The sequence below is a fragment of the Promicromonospora sp. NPDC023987 genome (assembly GCF_040639055.1).
Lineage (GTDB): Bacteria > Actinomycetota > Actinomycetes > Actinomycetales > Cellulomonadaceae > Promicromonospora.
This window is the reverse complement of the sequence record NZ_JBEZZF010000051.1, coordinates 11,898-28,516: the sequence shown is the minus strand read 5'-3', so window position 1 is coordinate 28,516 and position 16,619 is coordinate 11,898. Positions and strand designations below refer to the sequence as shown.

13 protein-coding genes are annotated in these 16,619 nt (G+C 72.2%); 8 read left to right on the top strand and 5 right to left on the bottom strand.

What is annotated here, in order from left to right; translation table 11 throughout:
• Positions 1 to 380: 380 nt before the first annotated feature.
• From AB0F40_RS19880 to AB0F40_RS19865, 4 genes are all read right to left on the bottom strand, one after another.
• On the bottom strand, positions 381 to 1,142 hold the full coding sequence (locus AB0F40_RS19880; protein ID WP_357471424.1) for an ABC transporter permease: 762 nt from the start codon (positions 1,140 to 1,142) through the stop codon (positions 381 to 383).
• Positions 1,143 to 1,153: 11 nt separating this feature from the next.
• Positions 1,154 to 1,993 carry an ATP-binding cassette domain-containing protein gene (locus tag AB0F40_RS19875; protein ID WP_357471421.1) on the bottom strand — a complete coding sequence of 280 codons (840 nt, stop codon included), beginning with the start codon at positions 1,991 to 1,993 and terminating at the stop codon, positions 1,154 to 1,156.
• Positions 1,994 to 2,159: 166 nt separating this feature from the next.
• Entirely contained in the window at positions 2,160 to 3,002 is an 843-nt protein-coding gene (locus AB0F40_RS19870) for a DUF4097 family beta strand repeat-containing protein (RefSeq protein WP_357471418.1), read from the bottom strand.
• Positions 3,003 to 3,069: 67 nt separating this feature from the next.
• A complete protein-coding gene (locus AB0F40_RS19865) occupies positions 3,070 to 3,618 on the bottom strand; it encodes a histidine kinase (RefSeq protein WP_357471415.1) in 549 nt (182 codons plus the stop codon).
• 216 nt (positions 3,619 to 3,834) lie between these two features.
• Between AB0F40_RS19865 and AB0F40_RS19860 the strand changes: the two genes are divergently transcribed.
• The 3 genes from AB0F40_RS19860 (at position 3,835) to AB0F40_RS19850 (ending at position 7,150) form a co-directional block, all read left to right on the top strand.
• A complete protein-coding gene (locus tag AB0F40_RS19860) occupies positions 3,835 to 4,530 on the top strand; it encodes an ABC transporter ATP-binding protein (protein WP_357471412.1) in 696 nt (231 codons plus the stop codon).
• Positions 4,527 to 5,807 carry an ABC transporter permease gene (locus AB0F40_RS19855; RefSeq protein WP_357471410.1) on the top strand — a complete coding sequence of 427 codons (1,281 nt, stop codon included), beginning with the start codon at positions 4,527 to 4,529 and terminating at the stop codon, positions 5,805 to 5,807. Before AB0F40_RS19860 ends, AB0F40_RS19855 begins: the two co-directional genes overlap by 4 nt.
• 152 nt (positions 5,808 to 5,959) lie before the next feature.
• Entirely contained in the window at positions 5,960 to 7,150 is a 1,191-nt protein-coding gene (locus tag AB0F40_RS19850) for a zinc-dependent alcohol dehydrogenase (RefSeq protein WP_357471407.1), read from the top strand.
• A 9-nt stretch (positions 7,151 to 7,159) separates the two neighbouring features.
• Here AB0F40_RS19850 and AB0F40_RS19845 read toward each other — a convergent pair whose 3' ends face one another.
• Entirely contained in the window at positions 7,160 to 7,825 is a 666-nt protein-coding gene (locus tag AB0F40_RS19845) for a UdgX family uracil-DNA binding protein (RefSeq protein WP_357471404.1), read from the bottom strand.
• A gap of 159 nt (positions 7,826 to 7,984) precedes the next feature.
• Between AB0F40_RS19845 and AB0F40_RS19840 the strand changes: the two genes are divergently transcribed.
• The 5 genes from AB0F40_RS19840 to AB0F40_RS19820 all read left to right on the top strand — a co-directional run bounded on the left by AB0F40_RS19840 (position 7,985) and on the right by AB0F40_RS19820 (position 16,619).
• Positions 7,985 to 9,469, top strand: coding sequence for a BadF/BadG/BcrA/BcrD ATPase family protein (locus AB0F40_RS19840; RefSeq protein WP_357471400.1), 1,485 nt, complete (start codon positions 7,985 to 7,987; stop codon positions 9,467 to 9,469).
• 346 nt (positions 9,470 to 9,815) lie between these two features.
• Positions 9,816 to 10,853 (top strand): DUF4037 domain-containing protein, encoded by a 1,038-nt coding sequence (locus AB0F40_RS19835; protein ID WP_357471398.1) that lies wholly within the window; start codon positions 9,816 to 9,818, stop codon positions 10,851 to 10,853.
• A gap of 42 nt (positions 10,854 to 10,895) precedes the next feature.
• Complete coding sequence (locus AB0F40_RS19830) at positions 10,896 to 12,539, top strand: DUF3375 domain-containing protein (RefSeq protein WP_357471395.1); 1,644 nt, start codon at positions 10,896 to 10,898, stop codon at positions 12,537 to 12,539.
• A gap of 94 nt (positions 12,540 to 12,633) precedes the next feature.
• Positions 12,634 to 13,245 (top strand): DUF4194 domain-containing protein, encoded by a 612-nt coding sequence (locus AB0F40_RS19825; RefSeq protein ID WP_357471464.1) that lies wholly within the window; start codon positions 12,634 to 12,636, stop codon positions 13,243 to 13,245.
• Complete coding sequence (locus AB0F40_RS19820; RefSeq protein ID WP_357471392.1) at positions 13,242 to 16,619, top strand: SbcC/MukB-like Walker B domain-containing protein; 3,378 nt, start codon at positions 13,242 to 13,244, stop codon at positions 16,617 to 16,619. The genes AB0F40_RS19825 and AB0F40_RS19820 overlap by 4 nt, the downstream gene beginning before the upstream one ends.

Here is a 16,619-nt window from a genome sequence, read left to right as displayed (position 1 = left end):
TGCTGCCCACCCGGCACTTCGTTCCGGGGTGCCGGTCCGCAGGTTGGTGGGTCCTCGCGGGATCCAGGGGCCGCCGAACCGCAAGTTGGTGGTCTTCCCCGGGTTCGGTGGGGTGTCGAGCCGCAAGCTGGTGGTCGCTCGCTGGATCCAGGGGTGCCGAACCGCAGGTTGCTGGTCCCGACGAGGGCCGACCCGCAACATGCTCGTCGATCCGGGCAGTTATGGACGCTCATCTTTCGGCTCGACGCCGGGGACGAAAGGAAGTTGCGGTTCGACGCCGGGTTAGCCGCCGACTCACGTGCAAGTTGCGGTTCGGCGACGAGCCTCGAGCGCGCACCAGGCGGTGCGCGCTCGAGGCTCGTTGTCGAGGTGATGGACGGTCAGGCGATCCGGCGGCGGTAGGCAGCGGTGGCGAGGGCGTACGCGACGGCGAGGATGCCGACGCACCAGCCGAGTGCCACCCAGATGTCGGTGCCGACCGGCTGCTGGGCCAGCAGGTCACGGATCGTGTCGACGATCGAGGTGACCGGCTGGTTCTCGGCGAACCAGCGCACCGGGCCAGGCATGGTCTCGGTGGGCACGAACGCCGAGCTGATGAACGGCAGGAAGATCAGCGGGTAGGAGAACGCGCTGGCGCCGTCCACCGTCTTGGCCGACAGGCCGGCGATGACCGCGAGCCACGTCAGGGCCAGGGTGAACAGGGCAAGGACGCCCGCGACGCCGAGCCACGCCAGCACGCCGGCTCCGGAGCGGAAGCCCATGAGCAGGGCCACCAGCACGACGATCGTCACCGAGACCAGGTTGGCGACGAGCGACGTCAGCACGTGGCCCCAGAGCACCGCCGAGCGGGCGATCGGCATGGACTGGAACCGCTCGAAGATGCCGCCCTGCATGTCGAGGAACAACCGGTAGGACGTGTAGGCGATGCCCGACGCGATCGTGATCAGCAGGATGCCGGGCAGCAGGTAGTTCACGTAGCTGCCGGTGCCGGTGTTGATCGCTCCACCGAAGACGTAGACGAACATCAGCATCATGGCGATCGGCGTGACCGCCGTCGTGATGATGGTGTCGGGGCTGCGCAGGATGTGGCTCAGGGACCGGCCGGTCAGGACGGCGGTGTCACCGAAGAAGTGCTTGCTCATGGTCTCGTTCCTCACTTGTCCGTGCCGGCGGGGCTGCTGGTCGTGGCGCCGGTCGTAGTGCCGGTCGTGCCGGCGGTGCCGTTGTCGCCGACGACGGCGAAGAACACGTCCTCCAGGGTGGGCTGCTTCTCGACGTACTCGACCTTGGCCGGCGGCAGCAGGGCCTTGAGCTCGGCCAGGGTGCCGTTGACGATGATGCGGCCCTGGTGGAGGATCGCGATCCGGTCGGCGAGCTGTTCGGCCTCGTCCAGGTACTGCGTGGTCAGCAGCACCGTGGTGCCGTTCCGGGCGAGCTCCTTGACGGCGTCCCACACCTCGATGCGTGCCTGGGGGTCCAGGCCGGTGGTGGGTTCGTCGAGGAAGATGATCGGCGGGTCGCCGATCAGGCTCATGGAGATGTCCAGGCGGCGGCGCATGCCGCCGGAGTAGGTGGCGGCCTTGCGCCCGCCGGCGTCGGTCAGCGAGAAGCGGGCGAGGAGGTCGTCGGCGATCCTGCCGGGGTCCTTGAGGTGGCGCAGCCTGGCCACCAGGACCAGGTTCTCGCGCCCGGTGAGGACCTCGTCGACTGCGGCGAACTGCCCCGTGAGGCTGATCGACTCGCGGACGTCGGCGGCCCGGGTGGCGACGTCGAACCCGTTGACGCTCGCGGTGCCGGCGTCCGCCCTGAGCAGCGTGGACAGGATCTTGACGACGGTCGTCTTGCCGGCGCCGTTCGAGCCCAGCAGCGCGAAGATGCTGCCCGGCGCGACCTCGAGGTCCACGCCCTTCAGGACGTGCAGCTCCTTGTACGACTTCTCGAGGTGCTGCACGCGGATCGCAGGCTCGCGACCCCGTTCGGTGGCCATGCTCATGGTCTTTCCCTTATCTGGGGACAGGCTCTGGGACAGGGTTTGGGGACAGGGTTTGGGGACAGGGTTTGGACGGTTTTTGGGTAGGGGGTAGCCAGGGAGGTGGTTCAGGTGGTTCCAGGGCCGGCGACGCCGGTCCGGGTTCAGGTCAGATCAGGCCGTGCCGTGCTCAGGGGCGGCGGACGATGATGTCGCCCCAGCCGGTGCTGGCGTGGATCTCTGCGGTGGCCTCGTTCTCGACGGGCCCCTCGGTGGGCGTCAGCTGGTTGCGGACGGTGCCGTGCTCCGAGGCGACGTCGAGCCAGGCGGCGGTGCCCTCCGGCACGTCGACCTCGATCGAGCCGTAGGACGTGGTGAGCGTGACGCTGCCCGACTCGACGCGGTCGACGCGGATGCCGGCGTGCGCCGACTTCACGCTGAGTGTGCCGTGGACGCGGCCCACCGTGATCTCGCCGTGCGCCCCGACGACCTCCAGCGTTCCCGTCACGGACCCGATGGTCGTGGTCCCGTTGCTGGCACGCACGGTGCCCTCGCCGGAGAACTCGGTGATCCGCACACCGCCGGCGCTCGTCTTGACGGAGGTGGGGCCGGTGGCCCGGCCGACGACGACGGAGCCGGCCGAGACCTTGAGGTCGAGACGTGCGGCCTCGTCGACCCGCACGTCGCCGCCGTTGAGGGTGAGGTCGACCGTGCCGAGCGGGCCCTCGGAGTACAGCGAGCCGGCCTTGCCGCTCAGGTGCGAGCCGATGGGCAGCTCGATGTTGACCCTTGCGCCGCCGGCCGAGAACGGAAGGACGTACTGCTTCCAGGAGGCCGGGTAGATGATCGTGACGGCGTCGCCGTCGCGCTCGACGCGCGTCTCCTCGGCGGCACGCACGGAGCCCGACTTGGCCGGGTCGGCGGGCAGGACGGTGACGACGACGTCGTCGCGCTCGGAGGCGACCACGTGCAGGTTGCCGAAGGGCACGTCCACGACGACGGGAACGGGGGCAGTGGCGGGAAAAGTAGGCATGACGGCTCCAGGTGTGGGCAAGAGGGTGGCGGGAGGAGTGGTGTCGGGGTGGTGTCGCGGCGGGCGGTCAGCGCACCCAGCCGGTGAGGCGGTTGCCGCTCGGCAGGCCGGGGCCGGTCTGCGGGGCGGGTCGTCCCGTGGGCTGGTCGAGGGCGGCGGCGACCGCCCGCACGAGCCACGTGTTGACGGAGACGCCGTCGCGGGCGGCGGCTCCCTCCGCCCGCGTCTTGAGGTGGTCGGGCAGGCGCAGGGTGGTGCGCGTGGTGGCACCCGCTTCCGCGTCGGTGACCGGCGACCCGCTGACCTGCTGCCCGGTGGGGGGCAGCGCTGAGGACGGTGCGGACGTCGCAGTGGCTGCGGGTTCGACGACGGCGGCGGGCGCGGCGACGACGAACTCCGGCTCGCCGCCGCGCAGCCGAACGTCGACCGACCCGGGTGCGAGCTCGGCGGAGATCTCGCCGGCCGCCGCCGAGAGGGCCTCGAGCAGGACGAGCCGGGCGGCGGCGTCGAGCGGTGCGGTCAGTCGGCCGGCGATCTCCCGCACCTCGTCCCCGCCCGCGGCGGCCGCGGTGGAGAGCTGGCGCTGCAGCTCGTCGACATATCTCGTGAGGTCCATGACGCCACTATGACACCATGCGTGGTGTCTGCGCAAGAGGTATGGCGTCATGAACGACACCATGCGTGGTGTCGGCTGGTGTCAGCCGGCGTCAGCGGTGGGGGAGTAATACCAGCGCGGTACACGAGAGTCACCGTCAGGGCGATTCGCGCGGGCTCGCTGTCGGCGAGATTGGACCACGTCAACATCTCCGGCACCACGAGAGAGGCGGCCGACGTGGCATCCCCACTGCTCTCCGTCAGCAACCTGCACAAGACCTACGGCTCCGGCCCGAGTGCCTTCGAGGCGCTCAAGGGCCTGGACCTGGACATCGCCGAGGGCGAGTCCATGGCGATCATCGGCAAGAGCGGCTCGGGCAAGTCGACCCTGATGCACCTGCTCGCCCTGCTCGACCGGCCCACCTCCGGGACCATCACCCTGGACGGGACCGACACCGCGCGGCTGTCGGCCAAGCAGCTCAACCAGACCCGCAACAGCGCGTTCGGGTTCGTCTTCCAGCAGTTCTTCCTCAACGCCCAGGCCAGCGTGCTCGACAACGTGACGCTCCCGCTGAAGATCGCCGGGGTCTCGCGCCGCGAGCGCACCGCCCGCGGGATGGCGGCGCTCGCCCAGCTCGAGCTCGACGACAAGGCCGGCAACCGGGCCAACGACCTGTCCGGCGGGCAGAAGCAGCGCGTGGTCATCGCCCGCGCGCTGATCAACCGGCCGCGCGTGATCTTCGCCGACGAGCCGACCGGCAACCTGGACACGGCCACCGGCGCGGTGGTCGAGGACATCCTCTTCGACCTCAACCGGCGCCAGGGCATCAACCTGGTGGTCGTCACGCACGACGAGGACCTCGCTGCCCGGTGCGACCGCAGCGTGTTCATCCGTGACGGTCTCGTCGCGGTGCCAGAGGGGGTGGCGGCATGAAGGCCGTCGACGTCGTCGCCACCGCCTTTCGCAACTCGTTCCGGTCGAGGCTGCGCACCAGCCTGACCGTGCTGGCCATCTTCATCGGCGCCTTCACGCTGTCGTTGACGAACGGCCTGGGCACGGGGGTCAACAGCTACCTCGACGACACGGTCGCCTCCGTGGGGGTCGAGGACGTCATGACGGTGACCAAGGTGGCCGAGGACGTGCCGACGGAGGGCCCGGCGGAGTACGACCCCGACCAGATGGAGGCCGACGGTCCGCCCGGCGCGACGACGGTCGCGCTGTCGGAGGACGACATCGACACCATCGCGGACATCGAGGGCGTCCAGAGCGTCCAGCCGGTCAAGCAGGTCGCGACCGACTACGTCCAGCACGACGGCGGCGACAAGTACCAGCTGTCGGTCTCGCAGTTCGTGCCGGGGATGAAAGCCGAGCTGGCGTCCGGCCGGCAGGTCGATCTCGACGCCGACGAGCCGCAGCTCGTGCTGCCCGAGAGCTATCTCGAGCCGCTGGAGCTCGGCAGTGCGCAGGACGCCGTCGGGCAGACCGTGCGGCTCGCCGTCACCGACGGGACGGGAGCCCAGGTGACCACGGAGGCGACGATCGTCGGTGTCGCCGAGCCGGGAGTGATCAGCGGCGCCGGCGCGATCCCGAACGACGTGCTCACCGAGGCGCTCTTCGACCTGCAGACCACCGGCGCGTCCGAGGCGGCGGCCACACAGTACGGACAGGCGTCCGTATGGTTCGACGCCGGCGCCGGGACGGCGGAGGTCCAGGCGCTGCAGGACCGGCTGGACGACGCCGGCTACCTCGGCAGCACCCTCGAGGACCAGCTCGGCACGTTCACCGCGGTCATCGACGGCATCGTGCTCGTCCTGAACGGGTTCGCCGTGATCGCGCTGGTCGCGGCGGGCATCGGCATCGTCAACACGCTCTTCATGGCGGTCCAGGAACGGACCCGGGAGGTCGGGCTCATGAAGGCGATGGGGCTGTCCAGCGGCCGCGTCTTCTCCCTGTTCAGCATCGAGGCGGTCGTCATCGGCCTGGTCGGCAGCGCTCTGGGCGTGCTCGGGGCGATCGGCGCAGGGCAGCTGGTGAACAGCTTCTCCGGGACGCTGCTGGCCGACCTCCCGGGGCTGACCCTCGTCGCCTTCGACCCGGTGACCGTCGCGACGGTCGTGCTCGCCGTCATGGGCATCGCGTTCCTCGCGGGGACCCTGCCGGCGCTGCGAGCGGCCAGACAGGACCCGATCTCCTCTCTCCGCTACGAGTAGCTCCCGCCCCCCACCGTTGAGTGCTGGGTATTTGTCGAGTCTGACCCCTCGTGCCGACAAATACCCAGCACTCAACGGTGCCCGGCCGGCGAGATGCGGGTGGGGTGGGGCGGTGTCAGCGTGGACGGGTCGGCACGGCGTGAGGAGGGACCGTGAGAGCAGTCACGTGGCAGGGCCGGGAGCACGTCAGCGTCGAGACGGTTCCCGACCCGCGGATCGAGGAACCGAACGACGCGATAGTGCGCGTCACCTCGACGGCGATCTGCGGCTCCGACCTGCACCTCTACGGGGTGCTGGGCGCGTTCCTCGACGCCGGCGACGTGATCGGGCACGAGGCCATGGGCGTGGTCGAGGAGGTCGGCCCGGCGGCGGGCGACCTCCGCGTCGGCGACCGGGTGGTGGTGCCGTTCGGGATCGCCTGCGGGACGTGCTGGATGTGCCGTCGCGGCCTGCAGTCGCAGTGCGAGACGACCCAGGTCACCGCGCAGGGCAGCGGAGCGGCGCTGTTCGGCTACACCAGGCTGTACGGGCAGGTGCCCGGCGGTCAGGCAGAGTACCTGCGGGTGCCGCAGGCGCAGTACGGCCCCGTCGTCGTGCCCGACGACGGTGGGCCGGACGAGCGGTACCTGTATCTCTCGGACGTGCTGCCCACCGCCTGGCAGGGTGTCGAGTACGCGCAGGTGCCCGACGGCGGTTCGGTGCTCGTGCTCGGCCTGGGACCGGTCGGCCAGATGGCGGCCCGGGTCGCCGCGCACCGCGGGGCAGGCCTCGTCATCGGGGTGGACCTGGTGCCCGAGCGGCTGGCGATGGCGGCCCGGCACGGCGCCACCGTCATCGACTCGGGCCGGAAGGACCTGGCCGACGCCGTCCGAGACCTCACCGGTGGGCGCGGACCCGACTCCGTGATCGACGCCGTCGGCATGGAGGCGCACGGGTCCCCGGTCGCGGAGACCATGCAGAAGGCCGCCGGGATCCTGCCGGACGCGATCGGGAAGCCACTGGTCAAGCACGCCGGTACCGACCGCCTGGCGGCCCTGCTCACCGCCATCGAGCTGGTGCGCCGCGGCGGCGTCGTCTCCCTGTCCGGCGTGTACGGGGGTGCGAAGGACCCGCTGCCGATGCTGCGCCTCTTCGACAAGCAGGTGACGATCCGGCAGGGACAGGCCAACGTCCGGCACTGGACCGACGGCCTGCTGCGGCTCGCGGCCGACCCCGCCGACCCGCTCGGCGTGCTGGACCTGAGGACCCACCGGTGGCCGCTCGAGCGCGCCCCCGAGGCGTACGCGATGTTCCAGCGCAAGGAGGACGGCTGCGTGAAGGTGGTGCTCGACCCGGCGGCCTGAGCCCCTCCGTCAGCCCGCCGCGTCGGCCCCGGCCGCTTCCGCCGCCGTCCGCAGGTCCGCGACCAGCGCGTCGAGCTCCGCGCCGTACGCCGACCGGTCCCGCAGCCGCAGCAGCGCCGAGGGGTGCGTGGTGACCACGACCTCGTGCGCCTCGCCGTCGAGCACCCGACCCCGCTCGGCGCCGATCCGGACCTCGCGCCCCAGCACCGCCCGGGCCGCCGTCGCCCCGAGCGCGACCACCACGCGCGGACGCACGGCCGACAGCTCCGCCTCCAGCCACGGCGCGCACGCCCGGATGTGCGCGACGTCCGGCTTCTTGTGCAGCCGTCGCTTGCCCCGCTCGGTGAACCGGAAGTGCTTGACGGCGTTGGTCACGTACACCCGCTCCGCGTCCACGCCCGCGGCCTCCAGCGCCTCGGCCAGCACCCGCCCCGCCGGGCCGACGAACGGCTCGCCCTCGCGGTCCTCACTGTCGCCCGGCTGCTCGCCGACCAGCAGCAGCGCGGCGTCGTCCGGCCCGGCCGAGAAGACGGCCTGGGTCGCCGGACCCCACAGCTCACAGCCACGGCAGTCGTGCACCGCCTGCGCGAGCTTCCCGACGTCGGCGCTCGCGGGCACCCACTCCTCGGCGCCCGGGCGGGCAGGCTTGCCGCGGGCAGCGGCGGTACGTGGCACGGCCGGCCTCCTCCATAACCTTGACGTCCTCTGTCCTTGACGTCCTCGCCACCAGCCTGTCCTGTCCCAGGTCCGCTCGCTACGCGAAGCCGGCAGGTGCCGAGTGCATATGACACTCGCCGCATAGCGGACTTCGACATCTCGGGTGACTATGGCCCGGTGCCGATAGCGACTGGTCAGCAGGGTGGGGCAAGGGCCCCGAGAGCGGACGCCGGGGTAGCCGGTGTCGACATCGGCGGCACGGGCTCGCGCCTGCGGGTCAGCACGGGGCCGGGCGGCCGGTCCTACGAGGTCACCGGACCGCCTGCCACCGTCGTCGCCGGGCGCTCGACCGTGCCGGACGTGGTGCGGAACCTGTGCCGTGGGTTCGCGGCAGAGTTCGGTGGGCGCCCCCGGGTGGCGGCTGCCGCCGTCGGCATGCGCGGGTTCCGGTCGCAGACCCAGGCGGGGAGCCTCGACCCCAACCTTGTGCACGACATCCTCGCTGAGGAGCTGCGCACCAGCTCGACCGCAGTGTCGAGCGACGCGGTCACGGCCCACCTTGGCGCCCTCGGCTCGGGACCGGGCGCCACGCTCGCCGTCGGGACCGGTGCGGTGGCGGTGGCGTGCGACGACGTCGGGCGGTGGCATCTCGCCGACGGGATGGGACCGCACGTGGGCGACAACGGCGGCGGCGCGTGGATCGGCCGACGCGGGCTGGACGCCGCCGCGCGGTCGATGGACGGTCGCCGGGTGGGGGCGTCGCCGGGTCTGGTGCAGGCCGCCGAGCGGCACTTCGGGCGCCGTGAGCGCTGGGCCGCCGTCACCGACGTGTCCGTGTTCGCCGGCTTCGCGCCGGAGGTCATCCGGGCGGCGGGCAACGGCGACCTGGCGTGCCGCGAGATCCTCGACGAGGCGGCCCGGTCCCTGGCGGACGGCCTGTGCGCGGTGCTGCGCCATCCCGGCGTCGAGCCGGTGGCGGTCACCACGGGCAAGCTCCTGATGCACGCGCCCATGTTCCGGTCGATGGTGCTCCAGCACCTCCTGGAGAAGCGGGACGACGTCCGCGTGCAGCCCAGCGCCGGGCTCCCGCTCGACGGCGCGCTGAATCTGGCCAGGATGCTGGCCGCCCACCCGGTCGTCGTCCGGGAGCACGTCCCCCTGCTCGCGGTCCGGGTCGGTGCGGCGCCCCGCCTGGACGACTCGATCACCCTGCCGCGCGTGGTGCTGCCGGACGTCCGGCCGATGCGGAGGGAGAACGATCCAACGGCGTGGGCCGTCGAGGTCCGGTCGGACTTCGAGTGGTCGACCGACCAGATCCCCGAGGACACCCTGGTCGCCCCGTCGGTCGACGCCGTCGTGCCGCTGACGGGCGCGCGCCTCGTGGTCGGTCGCGCGTCGCGCAGCCGCGGTGTCGTGCCCGACATCGTCTGCGACGACACCGGTGTGTCCCGCAGGCACTGCGAGCTCGCCTGGGTGGAGGGCGGGTGGAGCGTCATCGACCTCGGGTCGGCCAACGGCACCTACGTCGCCGGGCGCGGCGAGGCCGTCCCCGCTGAGCCGCTGCGGCAGGGTGAGCGGCGCTGGCTGACCGACGGCGACCGCATCTACGTGGGCGGCTCGACCTGCTTCACGGCGCGGGCCGTCACCGCGAACGTGCGGTGAGCGGTCTCGTCGGGGTCGGCGAGGCCGGCCGGCTCGGTCGCTCGGCTCCTCGGGTGACGTATACACGGGGAGGGGGTGCCAGGTCTGGTGAACTTCGTTCACCCTGGCCATGGGTAATCCATCCAGGCTGAACAATTCGGTGCAGGCGATAAGTACGAGGCTGAGCCGATCACAGTTCACCCCACCTGGCACCCTCCAAGGCAGCACACTCTGCCCCGCGAAGCATGCACCGCCGATCCGTGCACCGCCGAGCATTGTCCCGCCGGGCAGGCTGCCGAGACCGACGTCGGCGTCGTCCCCACTCATTCACCTGGACCGCCCCCCGACCGGCTCCTATGTTGGCCGCATGTCCGGAACCGAGCTCGCCCGCGCGTACTGGGCCGACGTCGTCCGCCCGATCCTGGAGCGCAAGCTGCCCGACGTGCCGCGCGCGGCAGGTCGGCTCGGAACCGGCTCGGACGTGCTGGGGCTCGACGACGACACCTCCCGTGACCACGACTGGGGACTCCGGCTCACGCTGCTGGTCCCTGCCGACAGCGCGGACGAGGTCGACGAGGTCCTTGCCGCGTCGCTCCCGGCCGAGTACCAGGGGTGGCCGACGGCGTTCCCGCTCACGTGGGACCCGACGGTCCGGCACCGGGTCGAGATCGCGGCGCCTGCCGACTTCGTCCGGACCCGCACGGGGCTCGACGTCGGCGGCGGCCTGAGCGTGCCGGACTGGCTGTCGCTCACGGGGCAGTCCGTGCTGGAGGTCACGGCCGGGCCGGTGTTCGAGGACACGGCCGGCGAGATCACCGCGCTGCGGGAGCGGCTCGCCTGGTACCCCCACGACGTGTGGCTGCACGTGCTGGCGGCCGACTGGACGCGGATCGAGCAGGAGCTGCCGTTCGTGGGGCGCACCGGGCAGCGCGGCGACGACCTCGGCTCCCGGCTGATCGCCGCACGCCTGGTCACGGCACTGGTCCGGCTCGGCTCCCTCCTGGAACGACGCTGGCCGCCGTACCCCAAGTGGGCGGGGACGCTGTTCGGCCGGCTCCCCGTGGCGCCGTCGGCCGGCCCGCACCTGGCCGAGGCGCTCGCGGCACCCACCTGGCCAGAGCGCGACGCCGCCCTGCGTGCGGCGTGCGAGGTGCTGCACGAGCGGCAGCGTGCCGTCGGTCTGCCGACGCTGGACGGGCCGGCGTGCGAGCCGTTCTTCGACCGGCCGTTCACGGGGCTGCGCGAGGGAGTCACCGGCGCGCTGCGCGGCGCGATCACCGACCCGGAGGTGCGCGCGCTGGCGCACCGCGGCGGCATCGAGCAGTGGGTGGACGACGTCGGCACCCTCACCGACGCCGGCGCACGGCCGCGGCTTGCCGGGTCCGGACCGGCCGCCTGTGGATGACGGCGCGGTGAATGTCACCGGTCCGACGTACTCTGACCGGCGATGATTACTCGTGCAGAGGGTGCGTATCTCGGTGCGCTCCGCGCCTTCCAGGAGCCCATGCTCGACCTGCTCCACCGGAGGTATGCCCCCCTCGTCGTCTCGCTGCTGACGCTCGTCTTCACACCCGAGCGGCCGACCGTGCCCGTCGCGGAGGCACACACCGAGATCGGTGATGCCCTGGACCAGCTGCGCGCCCAGGGGTACGAGCTGAACGCTGACGGCACCCGGGCCATCCCGGTCGGCAGCGCACGCGAGCTGTGCCGGCAGTGGGCCGACGTCGGCTGGCTGAAACGTCAGATCGTCGACGGGGACATCGAGGTGTACCAGCTCTCTGCGCACGCGGTCGGCGCGCTGGAGGTCGCCGGGCGGGCCGGCGGAACCAGGGCCCGGGTCTCGGAGTCGCGGGTCCGGACGCTGCTGGACGCGGTGGAGCGGCTCGCCCAGGACTCCGACCCCGACGTGCTGGTGCGCATGTCGCGCCTGGATGCGCAGATCAGGCGGCTCCAGGACGAGCTGGCACGGATCCAGCGCACGGGCGAGGTCGACGAGGTCGACGACGAGGTGCTGCTGGAGGAGGCGGAGAACGTGCTGCACCTGGTGCGCGAGCTGCCGGCGGACTTCGCGCGCGTGGCGGAGTCGATCAAGGCGATGCAGCGGGACGTGGTGACAGCGCTTCGCCAGGACGAGCGGCCCTCGGGCGACGTGCTGCGCGAGTACCTGGAGCGCGGCGAGCAGGTGATGACGACCACGCCCGAGGGCAGGGCCTTCGCCGGCGCGCTGCGGCTGATCGGCGACCCGGAGCGGATCGACGAGCTGTCGCTCCAGCTCGACACGGTGCTGCGGCACCGCTTCACGGGGCGGCTGCCGGGGCAGCAGCGCACCGAGCTGCGCGATGTCGGACGGCGGATCGAGCAGGGCGTCGCGGAGGTCATCAAGGCGCAGCGCCAGGCGTCCCACGTCATCACGACCCAGGTGCGCAACCACGATCCGCTGCGTGACCGGCAGGTCGACGAGCTGCTGCGCGAGGTCATGATCAGCTTCCAGGCGTGGGTGCCGACGACGCGCCGGGGCCAGGAGGTCGACCCGTTGCGCAGGCTGCCCGTGGCGGACGTCGCGCACCTGCGCCAGTCGACGAGCGACCTGAGCCCGCCGCAGCCCCCGGCCCCGCTGCAGGCACCGGACGACGGCGCGGACACCGACCTGGAGGACGGCGCCCGCGAGTGGGGCGGCCCGCACTACGCCGAGCTGCGCGAGCACCTCGCCTCGTTCGCCGCCGGGCCCACGACCGACGGCGACGACGGCCGCGCCGACCTCGCCGCGGTGTTCAGCGCCGCACCCGAGGAGATCCGGCGGCCGGTGGACCTGCTCGGGCTGCTGGAGCTCGCGGACGACCAGGGCATGACCGAGACGGACCAGGTGGCGGTCGTCGAGGCGATCCGGCCCGACGGCTCGCGGCGGCGGTTCGCGTTCGGCGGCGTCACGGTGGGGACGGCGGCGGGCCTGAGCCTCGACACGGAGCGCGACGCGGACGTCGACACGGAGCAGGGCACAGGGCACGGCACGCAGCACGACACCGAGCCGTACACCGAGCAGCACACCGAGCACGACACGAAGCGACGCACGAAGGACGACACCGATGAGTGAGACCGCCGTCGAGGAGCACAGTTCAGAGCACGTGGCCGAGCACGGGACAGAGGACGTGACAGAGGACGGCGGCGGGTTCATCGAGCCGGTGCCGATGGAGGAGGATCCGGAGCAGCTGTTCGCGGGCGACTCGGGAACGCTGGACGCGGCGGTGCGCCGGGTGCTGGTCCGGCTGCTGCGGGGCAGGTTCCTCGTCGCGGACCGGAACCCGGCGCAGTGGCGGACCCTCCTGGAGAACCAGCATGTGATCGAGTCCCGGCTGCACGACCTGTTCGTCCACCTCGTCGTGGACCACGACCGGGGGATCGCGTACAAGAAGCAGGTCCGCCCCGCCGAGCTGGACGTCCCGATCCTGTTGAAGGACGACCCGTACAGCCGCGCGGAGACGCTGGTCCTGGTCCATCTGCGCACCGTCTTCCAGCGGGAGCAGGGCGCTGGCGAGTCCTCGGCACGGGTGGACGTCGAGGAGGTCGAGCAGACGGTGCTGACGTTCTTCGACCCGGACGACAAGAACCTGGCTGCGCGGCAGACGGAGATCCGCACCGCCGTCAAGCGGCTGGAGAAGGAAGGGCTCATTGAGGAGGAGTCCGAGGGCCGGTTCCGCGTCACGCCCCTGGTCGAGATCGTGCTCAGCAACGAGCGGCTCGGAGAGCTGCGGGAGTGGCTGCGTGCGCAGAACGAGCAGAACCAGGAGAACCAGCGATGACGATGATCGACACCCTGTTCGGGATGATCCCCGCGGCGTCGACCGGCCAGCAGTGGGTCGCGCGCGACCTCCAGCTGGTCAACTGGGGCGGCTACGACGGCCACCACGAGGTGCGCCTGGCCACGACGGCGACTCTGCTCTCCGGCGGCTCCGGCTCCGGCAAGTCGACGCTGATGGACGCCTACATCGCGCTCCTCATGCCGCATACGACGCCGTTCAATGGTGCGTCCAACGGCAGCGTCGTCGGGCGGCCGCGCGGCAAGGACCAGCGCAACATCCTGTCGTACGCGCGCGGCAAGATCGACGAGTCCCGGACCGACGACGGCACCCGCCAGCGCGTGCTGCGGGGCGACGGCCGGGACACCTGGTCGGCCATCGCGATGACCTGGGTGGACCAGTCCGGCACGCACTTCACCGCCGTCCGCGCCTGGTACGTCCCGTCCGCCGCGCGCACCCTCGAGGAGGTCGTCCCGCTGCGGGCCACCGGCGACGGCGCCTTCGACCTGCGCGGCCTGGAGCGGGCCGCCGCCCAGAGGCTCGCCCGTACCGAGGTCACGGCGGCCGGGCTGACGTGCTTCGACACCGACCGGGAGTTCACGGCCCGCCTGCACTCGACGCTCGGCATCGGCGCGTCGGGCGACGGCAACAAGGCGGTGGCGCTGCTCGGCCGCATCCAGGCCGGCCAGCAGATCACCACGGTGGACGCCCTCTACAAGGCCATGGTACTGGAGGAGCCGGAGACCCTGGCCAAGGCCGACGAGGTGGTCGAGCACTTCGACAAGCTCGCGGGCACCCGTGAGCAGATGATCACTGCCCGCCAGCAGGTGGGCGCGCTCTCGCCGATCCGCGGCTACCGCGCGGCCGTCGAGGGCGCGGTCGAGCGGCTGCGGGTCATCGACGAGATCGGGTCCTTCTCCGACGACACGTCGCCCGCGGCACTGTGGCGCAACGGGCGGCGGCTCGGCCTGCTGCGCGCCGTCGAGCACGACCTGCAGGCCGAGCACCGCGCGGCGTCGGGGCGTGCCGAGGAGACCAGGGTCCGGATCACCGCGGCGAAGTCCGAGCTGGACGGCGTGCTGGAGACTCTCCGCGCGTCGGGCGGCGACCGGCTGGCGACCGCGCAGCGCGAGCTCAAGAGCGTCGACTCGCGGCTGGCCGAGGTCGAGCGGGCTCGCGGGCGGCTCGACGACGCCCTGGGCGTGCTGGAAGCGGAGGCCACCTCGGAGGCCGAGTTCTCCGCGGTGGCCGCCCGCGCTGGTGCGGCCCTGAACGACGTCGGCACGAAGAAGGCGGCGCGCGACACGTTCGGCGAGGCGATGTCAGCGAGGAACGCCGCGCGCACCCACCTCGGCGAACTCGAGGCGGAACGGTCGGCGGCCGCCGAGCGGCGCGGCAACATCCCCGACCACCTGCACCGGGCCCGCGCCACGCTGGCCGAGGCGGCGGGGCTGACCCCCGAGGACCTGCCGTTCGTGGGCGAGCTCCTGGAGGTCCGCACCGAGTTCGAACTCTGGCGCGGGGCCTTCAACCTCGCCCTGGGCGGCTTCGCGACCAAGATGCTGATCGACACGGCGCGCATCCAGGCCTTCCGCAAGGCGATCGACGCCGTCCCGACGTCCACCCGCATCCGGTTCGAGGGGGTACCCACCGGGATGCGCGACGAGCTGGGCGTCGACACGCGGACCCTCCCCGGTCGGCTCGACGTCCGCGGCGGACCCTTCGCCGGCTGGCTCAAGCACGAGCTGGCGCAGCGCTTCGCCTACGTCTGCGTGGACACGCCGGGCCAGCTGGGGCAGCACAAGATGGCGCTCACCCGGTCGGGCCAGCAGTCCGAGGGCCACCGCGGTGCGCACGGCGGAAACCTCAGGTCCAACGTGCTCGGCTTCACCAACGGCCGCGCGCTGGCCGACCTCGACGAGCGCATAGGCCAGGCACGCGAACGGCTCGCCGAGGCGGAACGCCGCGTCGCGGACGCCGACGCGCGTCTCAACCGGCACGACGACGAGCTCGCCGCGTACCGCACGGTCAGCGGCCTGACCTGGGACCAGGTGGACGTCGCCGCGGTCCAGGCGGAACGCTCCCGCTGGGCGCAGGTCATCCACGAGGTCACGGCCGGAAACCCCGAGATCACCCGCCTGCGGGACCAGTCAGGCACGCTCGAGAAGCAGATCGACGCCCTCAACCAGGACCTCGGCAAGACGACGGCGCGCGCCGACGCGCTGGAGGCGCGCTGGACCGCCGTCACCGACGACGTGGACGCCGCCCAGCAGGCCCTCGACGACGCCGAGGCCGCCGAGATCGTCGTCGGGCCGGACCAGCGCGACTACCTCGACGCGCTGTTCCAGGCCGCCGACGTCGACGCAGCGGGCGGTGGCGCGGCCGCGGCAGCCGCGCTCGAGGCGTTCGACGGGGCGCTGCGGCAGGCCACCGAACGGCTCAGGGCGGACCGGGAAGCCGCGCAGACCGCGCTCGGCACCGCCCGGGAGGCGTTGCGCCGGACCTTCGAGAACTTCCGCGAGCGCTGGCACGACCCGAACCTGGGGACCGACCCGGACGCGTCCTTCGCCGACTACGACCGGATCCTGACGGACCTGGAGACCAACGGGCTCCACGAGCTGGAGACGGACTGGCGCAACAGCCTCCTGCGGTTGTCGGGCAACGACCTCACGGACCTGTACCGGGCGCTGGCCGGCTCGGTCCGCGAGATCAAGGAGCGGATCGGCCCGGTCAACGACATCCTCGCGAACCTCCCGTTCGCCGACGACGAGCACCGGCTCCGGATCGACGCGCGCGACAACCAGTCCTCCGTGGTCGGGGCGTTCCGCAAGGAGCTGCGCAACCTGCGCGAGTCGCTGACCCGCGAGGCCACCGACGCCGAGCGCGAGCGGCGGTACCTGCGGATGGCCAAGGTGATCGACCGCATCCGCCGGAACGCGCCCGACTTCGCCGACCTCGTGGACGTGCGGCGACACGTGCGGCTCAGCGCCGAGAAGGTGGACCTGGACGGCAACCACGTGGCGCACTACGACGGCATCGGGGAGAAGTCCGGCGGGGAGTCGCAGGAGCTGGTCGCGTTCATCGTCGGCGCGGCGCTGCGCTACCAGCTCGGCGATGCCGGCGCGGAGCGGCCGCGGTACGCCCCCGTGTTCCTCGACGAGGCGCTCATCAAGGCCGACGCCCGGTTCACGGGGCGCGCGGTCGGTGCCTGGCGCGGCCTCGGCTTCCAGCTCATCATCGGTGCGCCCAACGACAAGTACAGCGCCCTGGAACCGCACGTCGACCTGAAGTACGTGGTCCTCAAGGACGCCTCGGGCCGGTCGCGGACGAAGGCGGTGGCGGGGGTCGCCGAGCCCGCCGCGCCCGAAGGGCCGTGA

Bases quoted from the DNA above. Each gene is read 5' to 3' on its own strand.
- AB0F40_RS19880 (WP_357471424.1), bottom strand. From the start codon at position 1,142: ATGAGCAAGCACTTCTTCGGTGACACCGCCGTCCTGACCGGCCGGTCC.
- AB0F40_RS19875 (WP_357471421.1), bottom strand. From the start codon at position 1,993: ATGAGCATGGCCACCGAACGGGGTCGCGAGCCTGCGATCCGCGTGCAG.
- AB0F40_RS19870 (WP_357471418.1), bottom strand. From the start codon at position 3,002: ATGCCTACTTTTCCCGCCACTGCCCCCGTTCCCGTCGTCGTGGACGTG.
- AB0F40_RS19865 (WP_357471415.1), bottom strand. From the start codon at position 3,618: ATGGACCTCACGAGATATGTCGACGAGCTGCAGCGCCAGCTCTCCACC.
- AB0F40_RS19855 (WP_357471410.1), top strand. From the start codon at position 4,527: ATGAAGGCCGTCGACGTCGTCGCCACCGCCTTTCGCAACTCGTTCCGG.
- AB0F40_RS19835 (WP_357471398.1), top strand. From the start codon at position 9,816: ATGTCCGGAACCGAGCTCGCCCGCGCGTACTGGGCCGACGTCGTCCGC.
- AB0F40_RS19830 (WP_357471395.1), top strand. From the start codon at position 10,896: ATGATTACTCGTGCAGAGGGTGCGTATCTCGGTGCGCTCCGCGCCTTC.
- AB0F40_RS19825 (WP_357471464.1), top strand. From the start codon at position 12,634: ATGGAGGAGGATCCGGAGCAGCTGTTCGCGGGCGACTCGGGAACGCTG.
- AB0F40_RS19820 (WP_357471392.1), top strand. From the start codon at position 13,242: ATGACGATGATCGACACCCTGTTCGGGATGATCCCCGCGGCGTCGACC.